This is a genomic window from Phyllobacterium sp. A18/5-2, from assembly GCF_025452215.1.
GTDB lineage: Bacteria > Pseudomonadota > Alphaproteobacteria > Rhizobiales > Rhizobiaceae > Phyllobacterium > Phyllobacterium sophorae.
This window is the reverse complement of record NZ_CP104966.1, coordinates 41,678-67,149: the sequence shown is the minus strand read 5'-3', so window position 1 is coordinate 67,149 and position 25,472 is coordinate 41,678. Positions and strand designations below refer to the sequence as shown.

The 25,472-nt window shown below is 55.6% G+C and carries 21 protein-coding genes and 6 pseudogenes; 9 read left to right on the top strand and 18 right to left on the bottom strand.

The features are described 5' to 3' along the window. Nucleotides 1-7 precede the first annotated feature (7 nt). Nucleotides 8-877 (bottom strand): NAD(P)-dependent oxidoreductase, encoded by an 870-nt coding sequence (locus tag N8E89_RS00325; RefSeq protein ID WP_113171377.1) that lies wholly within the window; start codon nt 875-877, stop codon nt 8-10. 64 nt (nt 878-941) lie between these two features. On the opposite strand from N8E89_RS00325, the gene N8E89_RS00320 reads away from it, so the two are divergent. Continuing rightward, the gene (locus tag N8E89_RS00320) at nt 942-1,709 is read left to right on the top strand and encodes a penicillin acylase family protein (protein ID WP_262260747.1); all 768 of its coding nucleotides are present in this window, start codon (nt 942-944) and stop codon (nt 1,707-1,709) included. Nucleotides 1,710-1,713: 4 nt separating this feature from the next. Next, nucleotides 1,714-3,402: a penicillin acylase family protein gene (locus tag N8E89_RS00315; RefSeq protein ID WP_262260746.1), complete on the top strand. Its 1,689-nt coding sequence runs from the start codon at nt 1,714-1,716 to the stop codon at nt 3,400-3,402. An 11-nt stretch (nt 3,403-3,413) separates the two neighbouring features. Here N8E89_RS00315 and N8E89_RS00310 read toward each other — a convergent pair whose 3' ends face one another. From N8E89_RS00310 to moaA, 9 genes and pseudogenes are all read right to left on the bottom strand, one after another. Further along, nucleotides 3,414-4,034 (bottom strand): glutathione S-transferase family protein, encoded by a 621-nt coding sequence (locus N8E89_RS00310; protein ID WP_262261973.1) that lies wholly within the window; start codon nt 4,032-4,034, stop codon nt 3,414-3,416. 39 nt (nt 4,035-4,073) lie between these two features. Continuing rightward, a pseudogene (locus tag N8E89_RS00305) lies at nt 4,074-4,900 on the bottom strand (ABC transporter permease); the annotation flags it as partial. After that, nucleotides 4,897-5,610 carry an ABC transporter permease gene (locus N8E89_RS00300; protein ID WP_106662917.1) on the bottom strand — a complete coding sequence of 238 codons (714 nt, stop codon included), beginning with the start codon at nt 5,608-5,610 and terminating at the stop codon, nt 4,897-4,899. The pseudogene N8E89_RS00305 and the gene N8E89_RS00300, both read right to left, overlap by 4 nt. Before the next feature lie 129 nt (nt 5,611-5,739). Next, nucleotides 5,740-6,531: an ABC transporter substrate-binding protein gene (locus N8E89_RS00295; RefSeq protein WP_106662918.1), complete on the bottom strand. Its 792-nt coding sequence runs from the start codon at nt 6,529-6,531 to the stop codon at nt 5,740-5,742. A gap of 234 nt (nt 6,532-6,765) precedes the next feature. Then, nucleotides 6,766-7,281: a molybdopterin-guanine dinucleotide biosynthesis protein B gene (gene mobB / locus N8E89_RS00290; RefSeq protein ID WP_112759757.1), complete on the bottom strand. Its 516-nt coding sequence runs from the start codon at nt 7,279-7,281 to the stop codon at nt 6,766-6,768. Beyond that, the gene (gene mobA, locus N8E89_RS00285; RefSeq protein ID WP_410010324.1) at nt 7,278-7,907 is read right to left on the bottom strand and encodes a molybdenum cofactor guanylyltransferase MobA; all 630 of its coding nucleotides are present in this window, start codon (nt 7,905-7,907) and stop codon (nt 7,278-7,280) included. The genes mobB and mobA overlap by 4 nt, the downstream gene beginning before the upstream one ends. Before the next feature lie 2 nt (nt 7,908-7,909). Then, nucleotides 7,910-8,623 (bottom strand): DMT family transporter, encoded by a 714-nt coding sequence (locus tag N8E89_RS00280; protein ID WP_315975661.1) that lies wholly within the window; start codon nt 8,621-8,623, stop codon nt 7,910-7,912. Further along, nucleotides 8,620-8,796, bottom strand: coding sequence for a hypothetical protein (locus tag N8E89_RS28930; RefSeq protein ID WP_315975660.1), 177 nt, complete (start codon nt 8,794-8,796; stop codon nt 8,620-8,622). Before N8E89_RS28930 ends, N8E89_RS00280 begins: the two co-directional genes overlap by 4 nt. A 146-nt stretch (nt 8,797-8,942) precedes the next feature. After that, entirely contained in the window at nt 8,943-9,932 is a 990-nt protein-coding gene (moaA, locus tag N8E89_RS00275) for a GTP 3',8-cyclase MoaA (protein ID WP_262261971.1), read from the bottom strand. A gap of 189 nt (nt 9,933-10,121) precedes the next feature. Between moaA and N8E89_RS00270 the strand changes: the two genes are divergently transcribed. Then, nucleotides 10,122-10,502 carry a gamma-butyrobetaine hydroxylase family protein gene (locus tag N8E89_RS00270; protein ID WP_262260743.1) on the top strand — a complete coding sequence of 127 codons (381 nt, stop codon included), beginning with the start codon at nt 10,122-10,124 and terminating at the stop codon, nt 10,500-10,502. Here N8E89_RS00270 and N8E89_RS00265 read toward each other — a convergent pair. Then, nucleotides 10,480-10,650: pseudogene (locus N8E89_RS00265) on the bottom strand (L,D-transpeptidase); the annotation flags it as partial. The gene N8E89_RS00270 and the pseudogene N8E89_RS00265 overlap by 23 nt on opposite strands. A gap of 420 nt (nt 10,651-11,070) precedes the next feature. On the opposite strand from N8E89_RS00265, the gene N8E89_RS00260 reads away from it, so the two are divergent. Beyond that, entirely contained in the window at nt 11,071-12,990 is a 1,920-nt protein-coding gene (locus tag N8E89_RS00260; RefSeq protein ID WP_262260742.1) for a L,D-transpeptidase family protein, read from the top strand. An 11-nt stretch (nt 12,991-13,001) separates the two neighbouring features. On the opposite strand, the pseudogene N8E89_RS00255 reads toward N8E89_RS00260, so the two are convergent. The 6 genes and pseudogenes from N8E89_RS00255 to N8E89_RS00230 form a co-directional block, all read right to left on the bottom strand. After that, nucleotides 13,002-13,741, bottom strand: a pseudogene (locus N8E89_RS00255) (peptidase). Between the two features lie 38 nt (nt 13,742-13,779). Beyond that, nucleotides 13,780-14,577, bottom strand: coding sequence for a transglutaminase family protein (locus N8E89_RS00250; RefSeq protein ID WP_106662923.1), 798 nt, complete (start codon nt 14,575-14,577; stop codon nt 13,780-13,782). A 5-nt stretch (nt 14,578-14,582) separates the two neighbouring features. After that, on the bottom strand, nt 14,583-15,524 hold the full coding sequence (locus N8E89_RS00245; protein WP_106662924.1) for an alpha-E domain-containing protein: 942 nt from the start codon (nt 15,522-15,524) through the stop codon (nt 14,583-14,585). A gap of 67 nt (nt 15,525-15,591) precedes the next feature. Continuing rightward, complete coding sequence (locus tag N8E89_RS00240) at nt 15,592-17,004, bottom strand: circularly permuted type 2 ATP-grasp protein (protein WP_106662925.1); 1,413 nt, start codon at nt 17,002-17,004, stop codon at nt 15,592-15,594. 221 nt (nt 17,005-17,225) lie between these two features. Further along, entirely contained in the window at nt 17,226-17,798 is a 573-nt protein-coding gene (locus N8E89_RS00235; RefSeq protein ID WP_262260741.1) for a BA14K family protein, read from the bottom strand. 151 nt (nt 17,799-17,949) lie between these two features. Further along, entirely contained in the window at nt 17,950-18,633 is a 684-nt protein-coding gene (locus tag N8E89_RS00230; protein ID WP_106662927.1) for an HAD family hydrolase, read from the bottom strand. Between the two features lie 179 nt (nt 18,634-18,812). Between N8E89_RS00230 and rpiA the strand changes: the two are divergent. The 3 genes and pseudogenes from rpiA (at nt 18,813) to gor (ending at nt 21,675) form a co-directional block, all read left to right on the top strand. Continuing rightward, nucleotides 18,813-19,525 (top strand): annotated as a pseudogene (rpiA, locus tag N8E89_RS00225) (ribose-5-phosphate isomerase RpiA). 95 nt (nt 19,526-19,620) lie between these two features. Beyond that, nucleotides 19,621-20,169 carry a DUF2059 domain-containing protein gene (locus tag N8E89_RS00220; protein WP_106662929.1) on the top strand — a complete coding sequence of 183 codons (549 nt, stop codon included), beginning with the start codon at nt 19,621-19,623 and terminating at the stop codon, nt 20,167-20,169. Between the two features lie 115 nt (nt 20,170-20,284). After that, nucleotides 20,285-21,675 (top strand): annotated as a pseudogene (gene gor / locus N8E89_RS00215) (glutathione-disulfide reductase). A gap of 8 nt (nt 21,676-21,683) precedes the next feature. On the opposite strand, the gene N8E89_RS00210 reads toward gor, so the two are convergent. Further along, nucleotides 21,684-22,568, bottom strand: a complete 885-nt coding sequence (locus tag N8E89_RS00210; protein WP_262260740.1) for an alpha/beta hydrolase family protein — start codon at nt 22,566-22,568, stop codon at nt 21,684-21,686. 198 nt (nt 22,569-22,766) lie between these two features. Here N8E89_RS00210 and N8E89_RS00205 point away from each other — a divergent pair, with 198 nt between their 5' ends. After that, the gene (locus N8E89_RS00205) at nt 22,767-24,146 is read left to right on the top strand and encodes a class II 3-deoxy-7-phosphoheptulonate synthase (RefSeq protein ID WP_113171382.1); all 1,380 of its coding nucleotides are present in this window, start codon (nt 22,767-22,769) and stop codon (nt 24,144-24,146) included. 130 nt (nt 24,147-24,276) lie between these two features. Continuing rightward, nucleotides 24,277-25,453: pseudogene (nhaA, locus tag N8E89_RS00200) on the top strand (Na+/H+ antiporter NhaA). Nucleotides 25,454-25,472: the final 19 nt, after the last annotated feature.

Genomic DNA, 25,472 nt, shown 5'->3' with positions numbered 1-25,472 from the left:
CGATTGTTTATTTCTCCAGCCGCGCCAACAGGGACGATGTATCCCAGCGATTGCCGCCCATGATTTGCACATCCTTGTAGAACTGGTCGACCAAGGCAGTAACCGGCAGCTTGGCGTTGTTGCGATTCGCTTCTGCGAGGCAAATCCCCAAATCCTTGCGCATCCAATCGACGGCGAAGCCGAAATCATATTTCCCGGCATTCATGGTCTTGTGGCGATTTTCCATCTGCCAGGAGCCGGCTGCGCCCTTGGAGATGACCTCGATGACCTTCTCGATATCAAGTCCCGCTCTCTTGCCGAAATGAATACCTTCCGCGAGGCCCTGGACCAGGCCGGCAATGCAAATCTGGTTGATCATCTTGGTCAGTTGCCCGGCACCGGCTGGCCCCATCAGGCCGACCATCTTGGCAAACGACTCAATGACCGGCTTTGCCATGTCAAACGCATCCTGTTCGCCGCCGACCATCACCGTAAGTGCGCCATTTTCAGCGCCTGCCTGACCACCGGAGACCGGGGCGTCGAGAAAGTGGAAACCTCTCTTGCGTGCTTCCGCGTCGAGTTCGCGTGCGACTTCTGCAGAGGCGGTCGTGTTATCGATGAAAATCGAGCCCTTCTTCATCGAATGAAACGCGCCGTTTTCGCCTGTTGTCACTGCACGCAGATCGTCGTCGTTGCCAACGCAGGAAAAGACGAAATCCTTGCCTGCTGCTGCCTCTTCCGGAGTTGGTGCGTAAGCGCCCTTGAACTCCCCGGCCCACTTTTTTGCTTTCTCACTGCTACGGTTGAAGACCGTAACGTCATGGCCGCCGCGTGATTTGAGATGACCTGCCATCGGGTATCCCATGACGCCAAGACCGATAAAAGCGACTGTTGCCATTACATAGTTTCCTCTGTCAGATAGGACATAGTGTTGAGTATCCGGATCGGGGGACGTTAGGACAATGCGGCGGATCATCAAAGGCCTATTGTGGATTGTTTTCTCCCTCATCCCCATCGCCCTCCTTGGGTCGGTTCTCGGCTACGTCTGGCTTGCACGCTCGGTCGCGCCTGCAACCGGTGAAATGACGCTTGCGGATCTGTCTGGGCCTGTCACGGTCACCCGTGACAAGAATGCGGTGCCGCACATCAGTGGCAATTCGGTGGATGACGTCCTGATGGCCCTCGGTTTTGTGCATGCGCAGGAGCGGCTTTGGCAGATGGAAGTGAACCGGATGGCCGGGCAGGGCCGCCTGTCCGAGCTTTTCGGGGACAAGACTGTCTTCACCGACCGCTTCATCCGGTCAATTGGTCTCTACGAATCCGCGGAAAGCTCCCTTGCGGCGCTGAACGATGCGGACCGCAAGAAAATTGATGCCTATGTGCATGGAATCAATGAATTTATTGCCAGTGCAGGCCCGACATTTGGCTCCAAATATTCGCCGGAGTTCGTCGTCCTCGGCCATACGCCCGAAAAATGGGCGGCAGCAGATGTGATTGTAACGTTAAAACTGATGTCAGTAACACTGGCAGCCAACATCGATGACGAAGTGTTACGCCTGAAATTTGCGCGCCTTGGCATGAACGACGCGGAGATTACCGACTTGCAGCCGCCAGTGCCCGCCGACACGCCGCCGCCCTTGCCGGATTTGCGTCAGGTACTCGGCTTGCCAAGCGGTACCCTCAAGGCCGGAGCCGTTGAAGCCGAAAAACAGTTTGGCGTCGCTGAATGAATTCATGGCCACCGGTGCGTCGAACAATTGGGTTGTTGGTGGGGCGCGAACCGAAAGCGGAAAGCCGATTCTCGCCAATGATCCGCATCTTGGACTGACGGCACCCGGAATCTGGTATCTCGCGCATCTTCAAGTCAAGAATGCTGATGGTACCTCAAGGAATCTCGTCGGGGTGACCTTACCGGGTGCACCGCTGGTCCTTCTCGGTCGAAACGACAAGTTGGCCTGGGGTTTTACGAACACCGGCGCGGATGTTCAGGATATTTTTATCGAAAAGATCAACCCCGTTAATGCGAACGAGTATCAGACGCCGCAGGGCTTCCAGCCTTTCGAGAAGAAGAATGTAGCGATCAAGGTGAAGGGCGGCGATACCGTCAATTTCGAGCGAATGGTCACGCGCCACGGCCCGGTCTTGCCCGCTGACTATCGCGGGCTTGACCATTATCTACCTGACGGCACCGTCGCCTCGTTGTCCTGGACAGCCTTGGCTGGTGACGACACGACCGTTTCCGCAGGTCTGAAGCTGTGGGATTTTGCCAATGTGTCTGACTTCCAGAATGGTATGCGTGATTTCATCACTCCGATGCAGTCGATCGTCATTGCCGATGTGGAGGGCAATATCGGGTTGATTGCACCGGGGAGAGTGCCTGTCCGTGACCCGGCCAATCAGATCATGGGTCGCGCCCCATCGCCGGGCTGGGACGCGACATATGACTGGAAGGGCTTCATTCCGTACGAGGGATTGCCTCGGGTCTACAACCCCGCTGAAAATGTGCTGGCGACAGCGAACACAAAGATCGTGGATGCGGCTTACCCGCATTTCCTTACCTTTGATTGGGACGAACCCTGGCGGTTCGAGCGGATCAAGACACTTGTATATGGCGCGAACGAGCAAACGCTGGCAACGAACGGCAAGGTGCAAGGTGATGCGTACGACAATGCCTATGCAGTATTGCTCCCGGTTATGCTCAAACAAGTCGGCGGCCGCAATGATGTAGATCTGGACGTCGTCAAGCAGTTGAGTGCGTGGGACTTTGTCGAAGACCGGGCCCGTGCCGAGCCCTTGCTTTTCAGTGCATGGCTCAGGATGGCGACAAAGCGAATTCTGGAAGATGATCTCGGTGACGCCTTCCCGTCATTCTGGCAGGGCCATGTTGGCGCCATGTTGCGCTGGCTCGGTCCAAATCCAGCGCGTGATTGGTGCGATGATGGCCGCACGCCGGAGAAGGAGAGTTGCGGCGACATTCTTGCATTGGCACTTGGCGACGCGGTCAAGGATCTGGAAACGCGTTTGGGTTCTGACCGCTCGAACTGGAGTTGGGGCAAACTGCATTATGCCTATGGCGCCCACCGGCCGTTTGCGCAGGTCAGCCCGCTTGACCAGCTTTTCAACGTCACGGTGCCGGCGTCAGGCGGTGCGTTCAGCCTCGATCGGGGCAAATCTTCCTTTACCGACGAAAACAATCCCTTTCGGGTGACCCACGGTACGAGCTACCGCGGCCTGTTCGATCTCGCCGATCTCGACCGGTCGACTTATATCCAGACCACGGGTCAATCGGGAAACGTATTCTCAGCCAACTATCGTGATTTTGCTCAGAAATGGGCGAACACCGAAGCAATCTCCATTCCAACTGGCGAGCGGGCCTATGAGGAAGGTCTGCTAGGGGTGTGGCGCCTGAAGCCAAAAAACTAGGAGAATGCCGCTCAGGTGAGGGGGATCATCACTGCCTTCTGAAATGCCGGGCGCTCTTTCAGCCGCTCATACCACGTAACAAGATGCGGGTGATCCGGCCGCTCGATAGGCATTTCCAACCAGGCATAGGCAAAGCAGCCAAGGGGAATGTCGCCCACGCCGAATTTTTCACCGGACAGGTATGGCTGCTGGGCAAGGGCGGCATCAACGATCGCAAACAACCTGCCGCAGTCCTGAATGCCCTTTTCCTTGGCCGCATGATCCTGTTTGTCAGGTGTCAGGCGCACGACATTCCAGAAGACGTCGCGGAAGGGGGTGGCGAGCGTGGACGTCGCCCAATCCATCCACTTTTCCGCCTTTGCTCTCGCAGCGGCATCTTCGATGTGGAGCGCCGCTTCGCCATACTGCGCAACAAGGTAGCGCACGATTGTATTGCTTTCCCAAAGCACCAGATCCTTGTCTTCCAGCGTTGGCACCAAGCCATTCGGGTTCATCGCGCGATACTCGGGATCGGATACGATGCCGAATGCACCCCCAGCTGGAATGTTCTCGTAGGAAACGCCCACTTCTTCGGCAGCCCAGAGGGCTTTCTTGACATTGTTCGAGTTTGTCCGGCCCCAGATCTTCAGCATGGTTCGGTTCTCTTTTCGTGGATTTGCAATCAGCGAGATCAGGTGGCGCGTAATGCGGCGCTCCATCCAATCCCATAGATGCCGCAGTATTTCCACCAGAACCAGATAAATGATTGCCGTCCATAGATAGGTCTGGAAGTCAAATGTGCGCGAATAGGCAAGTTTTGTATAACCCATGAGGTCATATACCGAAATCAGGGCGACGATTGCCGAGCCTTTGATCATCAGGATGACTTCATTACCGTAGGGCCGCAAAGCCACGATCAAGGCCTGCGGCAGAATGATTTTCCAGAATGTGACCGCTTTGGAAATCCCCAGCGATGCGGCTCCTTCCCATTGTCCCAAGGGAACGCTGCGGATGGCGCCTCGCAAAATTTCAGCCTGATAGGCGGCGGTATTGAGTGCGAACGCCAACAGGGCGCAAAACCAGGCTTCGCGGAAGAATACCCACAATCCAATCGATTGCAGCTCTTTATTGAATGAACCGACCCCATAATAGATCAGGAAAACCTGGGCGATCAACGGCGTCCCGCGGAAGAAATAGACGTAGAAATAAGCAACCGATGAAATGATACGGTTATTGCTCAAGCGGCCCAATACGACCGGAATGGAAAGCACCGCGCCGAGAATGATTGAGCTACCCACAAGGGTGATCGTGGTTCCGAGGCCGGAAAGGTATGTGGGGCCGTATTTCCTTACGAGATCGATGTTCCAGGCACTGTAAAGGTAGACCAGCAGCCCGAGAATGAGGGCGGCCCAGACCCGACGAGTATGTGCCCGATCACGCGTGATCGCGTCCAGCCTTTGGGTGGCGCGGGCGGACGCAAAACGGTCGGGGTCCGTGCGTTGATGAAGCTCTCGGTCATCGCTTTGCCCCGCTTTTGGCCGACCATCGGTCAATGCCATCGATTACAAAGGATGACAGGATGGCAAGCACGAGATAAATCATGCAGGCCGTGCCGTAGAACAGGAACGCGTGTTTTGTAACACGTGCGGCAACTGAGGTCTGGCGCAATATATCGGCAAGTCCGATAGCGGAAACGAGAGCTGTGTCCTTGAGCAGGATCATCCAGAGATTGCCCAGTCCAGGAAGCGCTATCCGGATCAATTGCGGCAGGATGACCTTGCGCATTGTCTGGCCGTAGGAGAGGCCAATAGCATAACCGCCCTCGTACTGACCTTTCGGAATGGCGCGGAACGCCGAGAGGAATACTTCGCTGGCATAGGAGGAAAAGACCGTACCCATCGCGAACATGCCGGCGATGAATGAATTGATCTCGATCGTACCTGTGTAGCCCAGGAGCTGGCCCAGCTTCTGGATACCAATCTGACCGCCGAAATAGACCAGGAACAAAGTCAGAAGTTCGGGTAATCCGCGGAAAATCGTCGTATACATATTGGCAGCAAGCTTGACCGACGGTTCTTGCGATTGCTTGCCGAGAGCGACGAAAAAGCCGATAGCCAAGCCGACTGGCAGCGTTGCAAGGGCCAAGCTGACCGTTACGAGAACACCGCTGGCAATGCTAGGGCCCCATCCGCCTTCGCCAAAACCAAGTAACGCTATTGAGCCTTCCATAGGCAACTTTCATGTTTCGCGGGCCATTCCCCAGGGCTCTTTGTTCGAGCCAACCCGTCATTTTTGAAGTTCGTGTTGTGAATGGCGGTCGCCCGCCATCCACATATTTAACAAGTCAGATCAATCGGCTCAATCTTCGCCGCCGTAAACGTCGATCTTGAAGTACTTGTCGTTGATTTCCTTGTATTTTCCGTTCTTGCGGATCGCAGCAATCGCCGTGCTGAACTTGTCAGCCAGGGCGGTGTTGCCCTTCTTCACAGTCACACCGGCACCCGGACCATGGATCGCAACGTCAGGTTCGAGCGTTCCCAGGAGCTTGCAGCATGCGCCGGCTTCGCTGTCGAGCCACTGGCCGAGAACGATCACGTCGTCCATCGCAGCGTCGATACGACCATTCGCCATTTCCAGTTTATACTCGTCTGCCGTCGGATACATCTTGATTTCGGAGCCGCTATATTTGGCTTCGGCAAAGTTCGAGTGGCTGGTGGAGGCCTGAACGCCAAGGGTCTTGCCCTTTAGCGCTTCCGGAGTGATGTCCTTGATGTCGGAATCCTTCGGGACGACGATGGCAGGCGGAGTATTGTAATATTTCTTCGAGAAATCGACCTTTTCCAGACGTTCTGGAGTGATCGACATCGACGCGATTATGGCGTCGAATTTACCGGCCTGCAGAGCCGGGATCATGCCGTCCCAATCCTGGGTCACGAAGGTGCATTCTGCCTTCATCTCTTCGCACAGAGCCTTGCCGATATCGATGTCGAAGCCTTCCAGCTTGCCATCTGGCGTCAGGTTATTGAACGGCGGGTAGGCACCTTCGGAGGCGATTGTAAGCTTAAGGGCGTCCTCTGCGTGAGCCGCACCCATGGTAAAGGCAAGGGCCGCAGCGGAAATCGCGAGTGCGAGACGCTTGGTGATACGCATTTATTTGTACCTCTCTTTTATGGCCCGGCTGTTCCCCTGCTTTTTTGGACAGCCTTCCGGGCAAGTCGCAGTTTTACTGCTCCTGACGCGGATATTCCCACTAGTTTTGAGCCAAAAGCAACTGTGAATCGTGCGCCTCCGGACGAATCTGGAGGGTAAAAACATACAATTATTATTGCTCTTATACTTTTGTTGCGCACGTTTCGGTGGAAACGTCATTTTCTGACGCGGCCGTCAGGAGAGCCCTGTCTCGCGCTCGACGAGGTCGGCCAGGCCGGTGATATCATCAAGGTCGTAGACGGGGATTTTCTCCCCGGCCAGGGGATGGTCGCTGGCGATCGCTACGATTGCCGCATCGTTCAACGCCAGGCGCTCTCCGGATCTCCCCTCGAGCCTTCTCGTCTCGATCTTCTTGTGATGTTCACGCTTATAGCCTTCGACGAGCACAAGATCACAAGGAGCAAAGCGTGCAATAATTTCAGCCAGAGAAGGCTCTTTTTCCTCGGCGAGTTCATGCATCAGCGCCCAGCGCTGATCGGACACAATGGCGACTTCACCCGCACCTGCTTTGCGGTGGCGGTACGAATCGGTGCCCTGCTTGTCGATATCAAAATCATGATGGGCGTGTTTTACCGTCGATACCTTCCAGCCTCGTCGCGTCAGTTCACTGACGAGCTTGACCGTGAGTGTGGTCTTTCCCGAGTTCTTCCAGCCGGTGATACCGAAAATCCTGTGCATTCCGGATGTCATTGTAGTGCGGTCCATCTTTGCCGGGCGTCGGCAATATCCTGCGGCGTGTTGATGTTGAAAAATGGGTCGAACAAGGCGCCCGACTGTGTTGTCACAATCGGAAATTCCGCGATCTTGTGCGGATGTCCTTCGATCCAGGCAACGACACGGCGATTTTTGGCGTTGCTTAGCCAATGGCGAAGGTCAGTTCTGAGAAAGACGGGCCACAGCCCAAAGACCGGATGAAGCCTGTCGCCGGACGCGGCAACGCCGATGTGGCCGGGCGTTTCGGCGATGGTGCGCCGAAGTGTGCGAACAAGATCATCGGGAAAGAACGGGCTGTCGGCGGCTACAGTCAGGATGTGCGAAAATGGCGTCGGCTGCCTATTGGCCCATTCCATTGCGGCCAGAATTCCGGCGAGCGGGCCGGCAAAGCCGGAGATGTCGTCCGGTATCACCGGCAGGTGCAAATCTGCAAAATGCTCGGGAGCGCCGTTGCTGTTCAAGGCGACGATGTCGATCTGGCGGGACAGGCGTTCGAGTACATGGTCGATCAGGCGGCGGTCGCCGAACGGCAGCAGCGCTTTGTCCTTCCCCTCCATCCGGCGCGATTGTCCGCCTGCCAATATGATACCCGCAATCCGCACCCTCACACTCCATCCGGCGATGTTGTTGCCGCCGCGGCCGTCATCGCCACAGGTTTCATGCGGTTGACGGTACGCTCACGGTAGAGCGTATAGAGCCCGCTGCCAATGACGATGATGGAACCGATGATCATCGGGAGATCTGGAAGATCGCCGAAGAACAGGAAGCCGAGGACGATTGCCCAGATCAAACTGGTATAGCGGAAGGGCGCAACGAATGAAATCTCGCCCTCGCGCATAGCGAGGATAATGAAATGATACGCAACGATCACGCAGCAAGCCGCGAGTGTCAGGAGCAGCGTATTTGTCAATGTCATCGGCGTCCAACCTCCCAGCGGGCCGATCATTGCCACGCCAGCGAGGGAAACGCCCACCGAAGTCAACGCGGAAATCATCAAAACGGGAATGGCTTTCGGCACCTTGCGGGTGGCGAGATCGCGGAGCGCAGCGAAGATGACAGTGATGACGACCAAGAAAATATAGGGGCTCACACCATCATTGCCGGGCCGTACGATGATGAGGACTCCTGTAAAGCCAACGGCGATCGCAACCCAGCGCCGCCAGCCCACGGGCTCGCCGAAGAACATAGCTGCTCCCATGGTTACCACAAGAGGCAGCGCCTGCAGAATTGCTGACGTCAAGGCGAGAGGGACGTGGACAAGGGCGACAAGAAAGCTGACTGTCCCAACCACTTCGCCAATGACCCGCAGAACGGTCATTCTATGCAGGGCCTGGCGGAAGGTATCAGCATTCCATTGTGCCAGGCGAGCGCAATGATCAGTATGGTGGCGATCGATCCGCGCACCAGCATGACCTGACCCATATTCATATGCTCGGCGACGAATTTCACCGTCGCATCATTAAACGTGAAGCTGGCCATGCCAATGGCCATATACAAACTGCCACGCAGATTGGGAGATAGCGCCAAAATTGTCATTTCCGAATGAGTGAGCGATTCTCCTCCAGAATCGCTAAATTGATATATCAGCCTGCGCTCCTGAGCGCATTCGGAATATTTGAGAAGCTCGCGGGAGGATCTTAACCGCCGGTGACACTCATATGCCGGGAGACGGCCGGGCGATTGTGGCGGCGATCGATGATGAAATCATGCCCCTTGGGCTTGCGCCCAATGGCCTCATCGATCGCATTGTTCAGAAGCGCATTGCCTTCGGAAGCCCGAAGAGGCTCGCGCAGATCAGCAGCATCTTCCTGGCCGAGGCACATGTAAAGTGTGCCGGTGCAGGTGAGGCGAACCCGGTTGCAACTCTCGCAGAAATTGTGGGTCATCGGCGTGATAAAGCCGATACGGCCGCCGGTTTCCCTGACCTCGACATAACGGGCAGGGCCGCCTGTCTTGTAGGGGATATCCTCCAGGGTAAATTCCTCGCTGAGCTTGGCGCGCAGCAATGAGAGCGGCAAATACTGGTCGGTTCGGTCGAGATCGATTTCGCCCATCGGCATTGTTTCGATCAGCGTCAGGTCCATGCCTCGCCCATGCGCCCATCGGATCATTTGCGGAATTTCGTGATCGTTGAAACCCTTGAGGGCAACTGCATTCAGCTTGATTTTCAGGCCGGCATCCTGCGCGGCGTCGATGCCTTCCATGACACGGTTGAAATCGCCCCAACGCGTGATGGCACGGAATTTGTCAGGGTCCAGCGTATCGAGCGATACATTGATGCGCTTGACGCCGTGGTCGGCCAGCTCGTGCGCATACCGTGCCAATTGCGAGCCGTTGGTGGTAAGCGTCAGCTCTTCAAGGGCGCCGGATTGCAGATGACGGGAGAGTTCACTAATCAGATGCATGATATTCTTGCGCACAAGCGGTTCACCGCCGGTAAGACGCAGTTTTTTCACGCCTTTTTCAATGAATGCTGTGCAAACACGGTCGAGCTCTTCGAGCGTCAGGAGGTCCTTTTTCGGCAAGAATGTCATGTGTTCCGACATGCAGTATGTGCAGCGGAAATCGCAGCGATCCGTTACCGATACGCGAAGATAGCTTATCGTACGCCCGAAGGGGTCTATCATCGGTGCCTGACGTTCCGTCCTATCGATCAATGCAAATTGGTCCAAGGCTTCCTCCTGCAAAAGAGATAGGTTGCCAGCAGCCGCTTGTCTAGTCACGGGACGGTGCATGCGTTTACACCTTCTGGCATTTGTGCGCTTGCAGGCTTCATTTGCGATGCTTACAGAAGAGCAGAACAAGGATTATACATCATGACCAATGCTTGGCCGAAAGAATTGCGTGTAAGCAAGGATCGCCGGTCGCTAACGATCACCTTTGACGACGGCGAAAGCTATAATTTGACGGCGGAGCTTCTACGGGTAGCGTCGCCATCGGCGGAAGTTCAGGGGCATTCACCCGAACAGCGCGTCACCGTGCCCGGGAAAGTGAATGTCGAAATTGCCAAGATGGAACCTGTTGGCAATTATGCAGTGCGCATCATCTTTGATGACATGCACGACACGGGGCTGTTCAGCTGGAATTATCTGATGGATCTTGGCCGCAACAGGGATGAACGCTGGCAGGCATATCTCGATGAACTCGCCGAAAAGGGGCTGAGCCGCGAGCCCTTCACTCCACGGCGCTCCCACTAGAGCAAATTTTGTCTTTCTGGAGCCAGTTCTGTCTCAGAACTATGACTTTTGTGCCAATGTCGACATTGGCGTAGAGATGCTTGACATCGTCATTGGCCATTCGGATGCAGCCGGATGACATGGCCTGACCAATCGTCCAGGGTTGATTGATGTGCAGGCTTTCCGGCCAGGAATATTTTTCTGGTAGTTTTATCTTGTGCACGTGCGGGCATAGTCAAAGAGGATACGATTTATACTGTTGCGCATAGCAAAAGCAGGAGGAAAAACTTGTTCACCGTGTCCCCATTCGATCCAGCGAGTCGATTCTTCTGTAACGCTATTGGAAGATTTTTAAAATAACTCGGTGGGTCAACGAGTTCTCTTGTAGATCAACATGATAGTCAATGTGTATCGCGATTGATGTGTCAGGAATCGGCACACAGCTTAAAATTGTGCTCCTGGATAATAATCAATCGGGGGCGGGGCATTGTTAAAAGAATCTAAATAGGATGCGATGAAACTGGCCGAACACCAAATCAATGGCCCATGTTCACCCGTGGGTCATGACAGTACCATCCGGGCGGACATCATGAATTCCTTTTCAAAAAAGCGTGCGATTTTTCTGGCTGCATTGTTATCGGCGACGGCAGTCTCGATTTCGCAGGCCTCGGCAGCAAACAATCTGATGGAATTGCTGTTCGGTAACCGCCGCGTGGAGTCCGAGCCTGTCGGTCCTTCCAGACCCGGCGAGGGCATTGACGAACAGTCAGCGTCTGTCAGACGCCCGTCAGCGCCGATCAAGCGCGTCACTGTGACTGCGCCGACGAATTACGATTACAAGCCCGAAGCGCTCGTTCAGATTGACTTTTCCAAGGTCGATCCTCAGCTGACTGCCTCCGCGGATCATGACACCGTAGCGCCGCCACAGATGGAACAATTCGGTCTCAAAATAGATCACTTGAAAGACGCGCATGTGCAGGCGGAAAAACAGATCGCCGACGCCATCGTTTCCTATTACGCCACGAAACAGCAGCCGATCTGGACCGCATCATATGATGTGACCTCAAAAGCCAAGGCTGTTCTGGCGCTCTTCGCCAAGGCTGGCGAGGATGGCCTTGATCCTCAGGATTACGCCGTCAAGGTGCCGGGCGATGATTATGACCGTGCCAATATTCCAGCACGGCTGAAGGAACTCTCCGAGTTCGAATTGACGCTGTCGGCGCGCGCGCTGCGTTATGCGATGGATCAGGGTGAGGGCCGCATCAATCCAAATCGTCTGAGCGGGTTCCACGATATCGCGGTTGGCCGCGTCCGTCCACGCGAGGTAATTGATCAGCTCGCTTCTTCAAGCGACCCGAGCGCCACGCTTTTTGCCTTTGCGCCTCAAAGCAAATGGTATGCCGAATTGAAGCAGAGCCTGGACAAGATCGGCGATGCCAAAGAGCCCACTGTGCGCGTTGCTCCGGGTACCCTGATAAGGCCGGGCGAAGTAAATCCGGAAATTCGCAATGTCGTGGCCCTGATCAAGGCAAAAGCCCCCGAAGACTATCTGGCAAAGCACGAGGCTGTGCTGCTATCGCACGAAAATACCGACGTCTATGACGAGAGCCTCGTCGAAGCCATCAAGGAATTCCAAAAAGGACAGGGGCGCAAACCCGATGGCATCATCGGCAGCAGCACCATCAATACGCTTCAGGCAGAAACGACCTCATCCAAGCGCGATCGAATTCTCTATTCGATGGAACGCTTGCGTTGGCTGCCGCATGATTTCGGCACGCGCTACGTCTTCATCAATCAGCCAGCGTACCGTGCTCAGTATTTCGATGACAACACCGAAAAGCTGGCGATGAACATCGTAGTCGGGTCACCGACGAACCAGACCTACTTCTTCCATGACACGATCGAAACCGTTGTTTTCAATCCATCTTGGGGCGTGCCGCGGTCGATCATTCTCAATGAGATGATGCCGAAAATTCTCAACAACCCATCCTATCTCGAGAATAGTGGTTATGAAGTCTATGACAAATCCGGGCGCGTGATCCCTTCAAGCGCGGTGAATTGGTCACAAGTTGCCGCCAGTGGCGGTGGCGTCGGCATTCGTCAAAAACCGAGTCTCGACAATGCATTGGGCGAGCTGAAAATTCTGTTCCCGAACAGCCACGACATCTACATGCATGACACACCGGCGAAATCCTATTTCAAGCGGGACATGCGGGCATTGAGCCACGGCTGTATCCGGCTGGAACGACCACGTGATATGGCCGCCGCCGTGCTTGGTGTTCCGGTCGAAGACCTGAAGCAATATTTCGGCAAGAATGAGCGCAGCGTCAGGGTGAAGGCCCAACTGCCCGTTTACGTGTCCTATTTCACCGCTTGGCCCGATGCCGCCACCGGCGAAATCCAATTCTACAACGATGTCTACGAGCGCGATGCCTATCTCGCAAAGGCATTCGCGAAAACGCGGGCCGTCCGTCAGGCCGCTGAGGTTGCCCAGACTGCAGGGCTCTGAAGTCCGCTGCTCTAGCTCCTGGGCTCTATTTCGAATGGGGGCAGGCTCTGAAATGCAAGTTTCAAGGCCTGCGACCAACCCTCCGAAATGATCTCGTAATAGGGATCGTGGCGTTCGATCCGCTTTTCGAATCCGAGCTTGAAGCTGTCGGATTCATAGAATTGCAGGTCAAGCGGCAGCCCTACCGACAAGTTGGACTTCAATGTTGAATCGAATGATACCAGCAACAGCTTGGTCGCTTCTTCGAATGTCATCGCCGGATCGTAGGACCGTACAATAATCGGCTTGCCGTATTTGTGCTCGCCGATCTGGAAAAAAGGCGTGTCGGGCGTGGACTCGATGAAATTGCCTTCCGGGTAGATCAGGAACAGACGGGGATCCCCGCCTTTGATCTGGCCCCCGAGGATAATCGACGCTCCGAACAAATCCGCGCGTTGCCCCCGGAATCCACCTCGTCGATGACATGTCTTATCGTATCGCCGACGAGCCGCGCGGTCTGGAACATCGATGGCATATCGTAGATCGATGGCGACCGTTCAGAGGGTGTCTTGGTACGCTCATTCAAAATACTGATGACGGCCTGCGTGGTTGCAAGGTTACCAGCGGATAGCAGCGTGATGACGCGATCGCCCGTTTTGGCCCAGGTGTACATTTTCTTGAACGTCGAGATGTTGTCGACGCCAGCATTGGTCCTTGTGTCAGACATGAACACAAGACCACGGTCCAGTTTGAGGCCTACACAGTAGGTCATAGCGAATCCCGAATTCCGATTCCGAATGAATTTTGAGATTACTGCTCCACATTGACCTCAACGGCAAGTGATTCGATGCCTGGTCCAAAGCGTATTCCGGAAATCGGGGCTGCTTCGCGGTAGTCGAGGCCGCATGCTACGCGGACATAGCCTTCATTCGGGCAAATATCGTTGGCTGCATCGAACCCGACCCAGCCGAGGCCCTCGATGTGGGCTTCGGCCCAGGCATGGCTTGCCGTCTGTTCGATCGTATTGTTGAGCATCAGATAGCCAGATACATACCGTGCCGGAATATTCAGGACGCGTGCGACCGACAAAAAGATGTGTGTGTGGTCCTGACAGACGCCTTTACCATTCAAAAGCGCTTCCTCGGCCGTCGTGGCCACATTGGTCGATCCTGGTATATAGGCCACTCTCTGGTGCAATAGCCCCATCAATTCATGCATGATCGCAAGTTTGTCGGTCCTGATTTGAAGGCCGGCCGCCAACTCGCGAATCGCCTCTCCGGGCTTTGTCAGCTCGGTCTCCCGCTCATAGAGCCAGATCGGCATGAAGTTATAGACCTTGCCGAGAACGCCCGTGCGATCCTCGGTTTCAACTTGGCCTGAAGCGCGGATGACGAGCTCCTCGACGTTGCGTTCAAGGCTTATCAAGGTCGTGCGATTGCCATAACCGTCGCGATAGTTCGCCTCCTGCGTTGCCCCTTTCACCGTCACCGTCCAATCGATAACCTTTTGCCCTGGGCTGCTCTGTGGATGCAGGCGCAAACGCAGTACCGAATAATGCACCGGGGAGTCATAACGATAGTTGGAATTGTGATGAATGTTCAAAAGCATGGGCTTCAATCGAAGTTGTAGGCCGCAGCAATTTTGCTGCTCAAGCTGTTCGTTTGATAGATGAGATCGCTCAGAAATTCATGAAGACCGTTGTCAAAGATGGTCCGGATATCATTGTTTTCCAGGCGGATCATTATACTTTCCGACATGTCATGGCATTCGTGCCGCTTGCCATAATCGCTGGCAAGGTATTTCAGATTATCCACGATGTTCGAATAGCAGAAATTGAGCGATCGCGGCATTCTGGAGTTGAGGATCAGATAGTCTGCAATATTCACGGGATTGTATTCCACGTCATAGACCCAGCGATAGGAGCGGTGCGCTGAAACGGAGCGCAAGATTGACTCCCACTGAAAGTTGTCGAGTGTCGTGCCAACATACGAGATCGACGGCAGCAGGACGTAATATTTGACATCGAGAATGCGAGCGGTGTTGTCCGCCCGCTCGATAAACGTCCCGATGCGTGCAAAATTGAAAATCTCATTGCGCAGCATCGTTCCGTGGAAAGCGCCGCGGATGATCGCGGTTTCACGCTTGATCTGGTCGAGCACACGCGGAAGATCGGTCTCGGGGACAGCCTGTGCCAGCGTGGATTTGAGGATCATCCACGTCTCGTTCACACTTTCCCAGGCCTCGCGCGTCAGTGCCGTGCGCACCATGCGCGCGTTTGAGCGAGCTGTCTCGACGCACGACATGACGCTCGACGGGTTTCCGGGATCGCGCAGCAGGAAATCAGACACCAGGCTGGCATTGTATTCGTTGTACTTGTTGTCGTACCCGATTTTTACACCGGCGCTCATCAGAACCGAGGACCATTCTTCCGGTGCATCGGACGTCTTCGTCAGAGCCATGCGCAAACCGGCATCGATCAGGCGAGCCATATTCTCTGCCCGCTCAATATAGCGGAACATCCAGTAGAGACCATTTGCGGTTCGGCCAAGAAGCATTTTTCGGTGTTATCCCTCTTTGTCTCTGGAACCGTCTTTGGCGGCCCTCATCCCCCTCAGAACAAGTCTAATCGTCCAGCACCCACGTGTCCTTCGTGCCTCCACCCTGACTGGAATTGACGACAAGCGAACCTTCTTTCAAGGCAACGCGTGTCAGCCCGCCAGGCGTGATGCGAATGCGATCGGAAACAAGAACAAAGGGCCGCAGGTCCACGTGCCGTGGCGCCAGGCCCTTTTCAGTCATGATCGGGGTCGTCGAAAGGGCAAGAGTCGGCTGGGCGATATAGTTCTTGGGGTTGGCCTTCAGCTTGAGTGCGAAAGCCTCGCACTCCTTCTTCGAAGCGGCAGGACCCACCAGCATGCCATAACCGCCTGAACCGTGGACTTCCTTGACGACGAGATCGGCGAGGTTTTCGAGCACGTATTTGAGTGTGTCCGGCTCGGAGCAGCGATGGGTTGGAACATTCTCCAAAATCGCCTTGCGGCCAGTATAGAACTCGACGATTTCGGGCATGTAGGAATAGAGCGCCTTGTCGTCGGCAATTCCCGTTCCAGGGGCGTTGGCGATCGTGATGTTGCCCGACCGGTAGACATCCATGATACCGGCGACGCCCAGTGCCGAGTCACGGCGGAAGGTGAGGGGATCGAGGAAAGAATCATCGACCCGGCGATAGAGAACGTCGATCGCGCGATTGCCCTCGGTGGTCCGCATGACCACCTTGCCGTTTTCCACTTTCAGATCGCTGCCCTCGACGAGCTCGACACCCATCTGATCCGCGAGGAATGCATGCTCGAAATAGGCCGAGTTGTAGATGCCCGGCGTAAGAACAGCGATTGTCGGTGTCCCTTTGCATCCGGGCGGTGCAACTGCTGCAAGCGATTGGCGCAACAGCTTCGGGTATGTCTCGACGGGGCGGACCTTGATCTGCTGAAACAGTTCCGGAAACAACTGCATCATCGTTTCGCGGTTCTCCAGCATGTACGAAACACCGGACGGTGTGCGCGCATTGTCTTCAAGCACATAGAACTGGTTTTCTTCAGTTCTTACGATATCGACGCCGATAATATGCGTATAGACGTTGCCGGGCGGACGGAACCCAACCATTTCAGGTAGATAGGCATCGTTGTGGGTGAATAATTCTCGCGGAATGCGCCCCGCACGAATGATTTCCTGACGGTGGTAGATATCATCGAGAAACGCATTGAGGGCCATAACACGCTGCTCAATGCCTTGCGACAGGCGGCGCCATTCATTGCCGGTGATAATACGGGGAATGATGTCGAATGGAATGAGCCGTTCGGCTGCTTCTTCGTCGCCATAGACTGCGAAGGTAATCCCGGTCTTGCGAAATACATTTTCCGCATCCAGCGCCTTCTGCGCCAATCGCTCGGGGTTCTGGGTATCAAGCCAGCATTTCAGCTGTTCGTATGGCAGGCGCACATCACCGCCGGTTTTGATCATCTCATCAAATGGCTTCACTAATACCCCCTTTATATAAGTGTCATTCAAGCGGGTTCAGCAAAAAAAGCAAGCACATTCCATCGTTTAAGCGTGCACACTTTGCTCCAGCACAAAAATTAGGCAGCCAAGACGGGATTGAGGCAAGCGCAATACGATTCCGGTTATGGCGTAGGCGCTAAACAATAAGAAGCCCGGATAAGGATCCAGGCTTCTTGGATTCGGCAGGTATCGGTGAAGACTTACCGGTAGGGTGAATAGCACTGCCGGCGCGGGCCACCATAGGGTTGATAGGTGTTGTCATAGGCCCGGTAGGACCGGTAGCGATTGTAGCACCATTCCGTATGTGAACTGCCGGTGCGGTATACGGGAGCCGACTGGCTGATCGCATTACCGATGATCAATCCACCCGCGAATGCTGCGAGCGGGAACCAAGCGTCATTATAGTAGCGATAGCCGGGGCGGTAATAACGGTAGCCGCGATATCCATTATAGTAATTGTTTCCATAGTAGCCGTCACCGCGCCAGCCACGATAACCGCGCCAGCCGCGATCGCCGCGCCAGTTCCCATCGCCGCGCCAGTTCCCGTCGCCGCGCCAGCCTCGATCGCCGCGCCAGCCGCGATCGCCGCGCCATTCACGATTGTAGCGGGGCATGCGCCTGAGGACGCGATTGTCCTCATTGACCAACTGAATATTGCTGGGCGTTTCAACGGAAAGCAGTGCCAACGGTGCCGAATAACCGGGCACCGTTCCGGCAGACATTGTACTGACCGACATTGCGAGGGCGGCCAGTACCGAGGTGAGCTTTCTCATATTTCCTCCTGAAATCCGAGGCTTTATGCCTCGCATTTATGTAAGAGCAAAGAAAAGTCTGATGGTAAGCCAAATTGGCGTAGCATCAATCGACAGAGTAACGTGCGATTCTCGCTTTTGTTCCAGATCACCTTTGAGTTACTTGATTCCATCAAGCATTAACGGCACCGATCAGATCGTCCGCAAGTTCGACTTTCAATTCACGATAGTGTGAGATGATCCGGCTTGGATCGTAAGTCGCAACTGGATGGTCCGAATAGCCGAAATCGACGGCGACGACAGGAATTCCCGCGGCTTTCGCTGTATCGATATCGGTGCGGCTGTCGCCAATCATGACCGCGCGTTCCGGATCACCGCCGGCTTTCCTGATCGTTTCAATCAAATGACGGGGGTCGGGTTTGCGAAATGCGAACGTATCCGAGCCGCAGATTGCGCTGAATCGCGATGACTGGCCAAGCCCGCTCAACAGGTTGACAGAAAGTGCTTCAAACTTGTTGGTACATACCGCCAACAGATAGCCGGCGCCTGAGAGGTCTTCCATCGCCTTCTCGGCGCCTTCGTAGAGCGCCGAATGGCCGGGCATATGGGCGCTGTAATGTGCAATGAAGACGTCGACCAGCCAATCGAGCTGTTCCGGACTGAGAAGCTTCTGCTGTGCCTCAAAGGCACGTTCGATCATCACGCGTCCGCCTTGCCCGACATAGCGGCGCAGCGTGACCGGATCGACCTTTTGCATCCCGGCCTCGCTGAGGCAGTGATTGAGACTATCGAGAAGATCGGGTGCGGTATCCACCAAAGTTCCATCGAGATCAAAAACAACGATTGGTTGCGACATTTGTTTTCCTGTGACGTGGCGAAATTAATTCGCCAATTTTGTGGTGGGCACCCTTACACTCAAGTATAAGGCTGGCTGTAAAACAAGCAACGAGCCTTGACCCGATAGCCTGACGTGTTAGGAGCCCAGTGTCACGTCAAACCGATGTCGAGTCAAAGCTACAAGAGGGCGCACCACGAATGGATGCCAGGACATTGAAAATCAAAGCAGCTGGTGAAGCGCTGACCTATGTCAGGGATGGAATGCGCCTTGGAATTGGAACGGGTTCGACAGCCGAAGAGTTTGTGCGGCTCCTTGCGGCAAAAGTCGCATCCGGATTGAATGTTATTGGCGTGCCAACCTCCGAGCGCACTGCCGCGCTTTGCCGTGAACTTGGCGTCAAGCTCACCACTCTCGAGGATACGCCGGCACTTGATCTGACGATCGATGGTGCGGATGAAGTTGGCCCGGAACTCGCGCTTATCAAAGGCGGCGGCGGGGCTTTGCTGCGTGAAAAGATCGTTGCGGCCGCGTCGACAGAGATGATTGTAATTGCGGACGAATCAAAGCTTGTGGAAACGCTTGGCGCCTTTCCGCTCCCCATCGAGGTTAACCGATTTGGTCTTGCAGCCACCACATTGGCGATCGAACTTGCGGCTTCCAGACTTGATCTTTCAGGTACACTTACATTGAGGATGACGGGAGCAGAACCATTTGTTACAGACGGCGGGCATTTGATCCTGGATGCATCTTTTGGCCGCATTCCGGATACAAGAGCGTTATCGGCCGCTCTGCACGCCATTCCTGGTGTCGTGGAGCACGGACTTTTTTGGATCTGGCGCGTGTGGCCATTCTGGCCGGTAGCGACGGTATCCGGACATTACTGCGCCGCGCGCCCGGTTCGGGCGCATAAGGACGTAGCAACAAATTAAAATGGCGCATGATCCTTTGCAAAATCAAAGACGATTTTTGGGTCATGCGCGGCAACGAAAACGGAGCGATAAATTCATGAACCGAGCATCTGGCTTTCGCCGCTTGATTGCACCCCTGTCTGTTGCGATCATGCTTGGCGGTCTTTGCACTGCACAAGCGCAGGAAATTACCCCCTCGCATCTGGCGGCGGCCCGCGCTGCCGTTTCCGCAATCAAGACCACTGACATGTTCGACACCATCCTGCCGGACGCTGCGCGCGGGCTGAAGAGTGAATTGATTCAGAAAGATCCGAATCTCGAATCCGTTATCAGCACTGCCGTTGACGAGCAGGCACTAGCGCTTGCATCGCGTCGTGCCGATCTTGAAAACGAAGCTGCCCGCGCCTACGCCGTTTCGTTCACCGAAGAAGAGCTTAACGCCATCACGGGCTTCTACACATCTCCCGCAGGAAAAAAGCTGCTGTCGGAAGGCCCGATCGTGACGCGTGAAGTAAACAAGGCTGCAACGATCTGGGGGCGCGGTATCGCCCGGGATCTGGCGCAGGCCGTTGCCGAGAAGATCGCAGCCACCGCCGCGGCGACGGCGCCGGCCACGCCCGAGGCACCAGCCAAGCCGAAACCCTGATTGCTGCATGGATACAAAATCTGCAAAGCCCGGTCTCAAGCCGGGCTTTGTTCTTTTAAGCCGCCACGATACAACCCATATGCAATGACCTGTCGACCAGATTCGGAGTGTTACCATGACAAGCTATGACTACGACCTATTCGTCATCGGAGGCGGATCGGGTGGCGTACGAGCGGGTCGGCTTGCCGGCGCCATGGGAAAAAAAGTCGGGCTCGCCGAAGAATACCGGATGGGGGGACCTGTGTCATTCGCGGCTGCGTTCCAAAGAAGCTCTTCGTTTACGCTTCCCAATTTCCGGAACATTTCGAAGCTGCCGCCGGATACGGCTGGAGCGTTGGTACGACCACATTCGATTGGCCCACACTGGTCGCCAACAAGGACCGCGAAATTGCGCGGCTGGAAGGGCTCTACCGAAGCGGGCTCGATAACTCAAATGTCGAGATTTTCGACAGCAGAGCCGTGTTGATCGACGACCATACGATTGAAATCCTCAAGACCGGCAAACGGTTCAGCGCCGATCAAATTCTTGTCGCTACCGGCGGCCACCCCAATCCGCATGTGGCTTTGCCCGGGCATGAGCTATGCATCAGCTCGAACGAGGCTTTTCACCTCGAGGAGCTGCCGAAAGCCATCGTGATCGAAGGCGGGGGCTACATCGCGGTGGAGTTCGCGAACATATTCCATGGTCTCGGGGTTGAAACCACGCTCGTCTACCGTGGTAAAGAAATTCTTTCACGGTTTGATCATGATTTGCGGCAATTGCTGCATGCGTCCATGGTTGCCAAAGGCATTCGCGTCCGCTGTGTTGAAGTTATCAAAGAGGTGAAACGGCCGGACAACGGGCGTCTTACCGTTCGTCTGTCAGCAGGCGATGAGCTTGTGGCAGACCAGGTAATGCTTGCGATCGGACGCGTGCCCAATACAAAAACGCTCGGACTCGAAGCGGCGGGCGTCGAGGTCGACGAGATCGGCGCGATCAAGGTTGATGCATATTCGCGTACCACCAAGGGAAATATCTGGGCAGTCGGGGATGTGACGAACCGCGTCCAGCTGACGCCAGTCGCCATCCATGAGGCGATGTGTTTTCTTGAGACGGCGTTCAAGAATAATCCCACCAGGCCCGACCACCGGCAGATCGCCACCGCTGTTTTCTCGCAACCGGAAATCGGTACGGTGGGCCTCAGCGAAGAGGAAGCGGGCAAGCAGTTCAAGGAGCTTGAAGTCTATCGCGCCTTGTTCCGTCCAATGCGCAATACGCTTTCCGGGGCCAAGGACAAGATGCTGACCAAGCTCATTGTCGATGCTGCCAGTCGAAAGGTCGTCGGCGCGCATATATTGGGACCCGACGCCGGCGAGATGGCGCAGCTTCTGGCCATTCCAATCAAGGCGGGTTGCACCAAGGATGATTTCGACCGGACCATGGCCGTGCACCCGACAGCATCGGAAGAACTGGTGACGATGTATAAGCCGAGCTACCGCATCGTGGATTGCCAGCGCATGGACTGATACGTTGCCTAGGCGGCCTGTGCTATCCGGCGCGGCGCCGCATTTTCGGGAATTTTGGCGTGCAGCAGCCAGTTGGTGACTGCAGGCCATAATTTTCCGGCCTGATGCTTCCGGAAAAAGCCCAAATGCCCGATCTGGGTGTCGGCGGATTGGCTCGGCGAAAACCACATTTCGTGAACCGGCGCATTGCCGAAGCGCGAGAGCAGATCGTTCACCGCTCTTCGCGTGCCCCAGACATCGTCGGTTATTCCGACCGAAAGGAGCGGGATCGCAACCGATTGGAAATGTCTTGCTTCGGGAACTGCCGGATCGGCGAAGAGGAAATTCGGATTGCGGCACCACCGCGCCCAATCGCGAAAGATGGTTCCCGGAACGGCCTCGCCCAATCCTCCCCACCTTGGCAGTTTGCCGAAGGGGATGGTGAGAGGCACGCCGAGAAGATTCATCTTGGCGTACATCGCGCAGGGTTGAGCCGTGTTGCGGTAGTAGCCGGAGAGCGAGGCAAGCATCGTGTAACGCTCGAACTCCGAAGCACGATTGCTGAGGCCAAGGGCAACGCCACCATAGGAGTGGCCAATGCCAACAAGCGGGCGGGGTCCTGCAATGCGCTTCAATTCGTCCAGGGCAGCGGGGAAGTCGAGTACACCCCAGTCCTTCAGGTTGAGCCGCGCCTTCCAATTTCGGGGCACGGCCGATTTTGCTACACCGCGATAGTCATATGTCAGCACATACGATGCGCCCAATTCTACCAGACGGCCGGCAAAGTGCCGGTAAATCGTGTCCGGAACCGCCGCAGCAGATGAAATAAGGATGGCTGGGCCGTCGCCGGTCCCTTCAAACAGACTTCCATGCAGCGGAAAACCATCCGCTGCTTCAAATATGATGTCGCGCAATCGATCCTCCCAGATCTTACCTTAACGTTAACGTAATTCAAATTGATGTAGCGGGCAACGGCGAAAATGCTTTGCCGTCACAATCCTTAACGGGACTGGTGCAAACGATGTAATTGGACTATATGAGCGCCTTCCGGCATGACCGGAGAAACCCCAAACAATCGCTACCAATATGGAAAGCAAATAACAGGTGCAATAATGACCAAGAACTGGACACCGACTTCCTGGAGAGGCATGCCTATCAAGCAGGTGCCATACTATCCGGACGCTCAGGCCGTGAGCGATGTCGAGGCCCGTCTTCGTACTTATCCGCCGCTCGTATTTGCAGGTGAGGCGCGCAAGCTAAAGAAGCAGCTTGCAGCTGTTGCCAAGGGTGAAAGCTTTCTGTTGCAGGGCGGCGATTGCGCCGAAAGCTTTGCCGAACATGGTGCGGACAATATCCGCGACTTTTTCCGCGTATTCCTGCAGATGGCCGTCGTCCTGACGTTCGGGGCGTCCAAGCCTATCGTCAAGGTCGGCCGCATCGCCGGCCAGTTCGCCAAGCCGCGTTCCTCGGATACCGAAACGAAGAACGGCATCGAACTTCCGATCTACCGCGGTGATATCATCAATGGTACCGAGTTCACGGAACAGGCGCGAACTCCCGATCCGGCCCGTCAGGAAATGGCGTATCGCCAGTCAGCCGCTACGCTCAACCTTTTGCGCGCTTTCGCACAGGGTGGCTATGCCAATCTGGAGAACGTAAACCAGTGGATGCTGGGTTTCGTTGCCGATAGCCCCCAAGGTGAGCGTTATGGTTCGCTGGCACGCCGCATCTCCGACACGATGGACTTCATGCGTGCCGTGGGTATTACGTCCGAGAGCAATGCCCAGTTGCGCGAGACGGATTTCTATACCAGCCATGAAGCATTGCTTCTCGGTTATGAAGAAGCCTTGACCCGCGTCGATTCTACTTCGGGCGACTGGTACGGCACATCAGGCCATATGATCTGGATCGGCGACCGTACGCGTCAGGCGGATCATGCTCACGTCGAATACTGCCGCGGTATCAAGAACCCGCTTGGTCTCAAGTGCGGTCCGACCCTGGAGGCCGATGACCTGATCCGCTTGATCGATCTCCTCAATCCGGCGAACGAACCGGGCCGCCTGACGCTGATCAATCGCTTCGGCCACGACAAGGTCGGCGATCATCTGCCGAAGCTGATCCGCGCGGTGCAGAAGGAAGGCCGCAACGTGGTCTGGTCCTGTGATCCCATGCATGGCAACACGATCACGGCCAATGGCTATAAAACACGGCCGTTCGACCGCATCCTGAAGGAAGTCGAAAGCTTCTTCGCCGTTCATCATGCCGAAGGAACCTATCCGGGAGGCATCCACATCGAAATGACCGGCAATAACGTGACGGAATGCACCGGCGGTGCGCGGGCGATTTCGGCAGAAGATCTGTCCGATCGCTACCACACCCATTGCGATCCGCGCCTCAATGCCGATCAGGCTCTGGAGCTGGCATTCCTCGTTGCCGAACTTCTCAAGAAGGAGCGTGACAGCCATCCACAGAAGCTGGCCGTCAACGCCTGACCTGCTGGCCCACGCGTGCATATTGCAAAGGGCGGTCTCGGACCGCCCTTTGTTGTGGGTGACCTGTACAATTCCAATTAGCCCGGTGTTTTGGCTGGAGTTTTGCGTTTCAGGATTCTATCAAGGCTGCATGGACACAAAACCCTCGCGCCGAATCCGCCTGACTGCGTCTTTCCGTTCGTTCATGGAGAATGAGGCCTCCGGGGGCATCATTTTGATGGCAGTTGCCGCTTTGGCGCTGATCATTGCCAATTCACCGCTGAGCGAAGACTACTTCGGGTTCCTGAAGACCTATGTCGGCGGGTTGAGCATCCTGCACTGGATCAATGATGCGCTGATGGCCGTGTTCTTCCTTCTTGTCGGCCTTGAAATCAAGCGTGAGATGATCAGCGGACAGTTGTCGAACTGGTCGCGCCGAGCATTGCCTGGCTTTGCCGCGCTCGGCGGCATGATCGTCCCGGCGCTGATCTTCCTTGCCTTCAACGAAGGGGATACCATCCGTGGCTGGGCAATCCCGTCCGCCACCGACATTGCCTTTTCGCTCGGGGTGCTGTCGCTGCTCGGTTCGCGGGTTCCGCTATCGCTAAAGGTGTTCCTAACAGCCCTGGCCATCATAGATGATCTTGGCGCTGTCATCATCATCGCCCTGTTCTATTCAGACGGCTTGAACGTGCCTGCGCTGGCAGGCGTGGCCGCTGTCTTTGGCATTCTCATCGCGATGAACTACCTCGGCATGGTGCGGCTGTGGGCATATCTCGTTCTCGGCGTGATCTTGTGGATATTGGTCTTCAAGTCCGGCATCCACGCGACGATCGCCGGTGTGCTGCTTGCCCTGGCCATTCCCATGCGAGGCGAAAAGGGACAGGCGGATCTCGCCGCTGCTGGAGCTCGAACACGCGATTCAGCCCTGGGTTGGATTTCTCATTGTGCCCATCTTCGGTTTCGCCAATGCCGGTGTCTCCTTCAGCGGCGTATCGCTTTCCAACCTTGCCGACCCGGTGCCGATCGGCGTTGCCGCTGGCCTCTTCTTCGGCAAGCAAATCGGTGTTTTCTCGTTCGCCTGGGTGGCCATCAAACTGCGCCTTGCCGAGCGTCCGGCGGGGGCAACCTGGCTGCAAATTTACAGCGTCGCGATTCTTTGCGGTATTGGCTTTACCATGAGCCTGTTCATCGGATTGCTCGCCTTTGCCAATTCGCCGCTGCTGCAGGATGAAACGAAGCTGGGCGTGCTGCTCGGATCGTTGTTGTCCGCTGTTGTCGGCGCGGCGCTGTTGCGCCTGTCGTTGACACGTCCGGCAAAGGCGTAAATGCGAAAGGCGTCGCTTG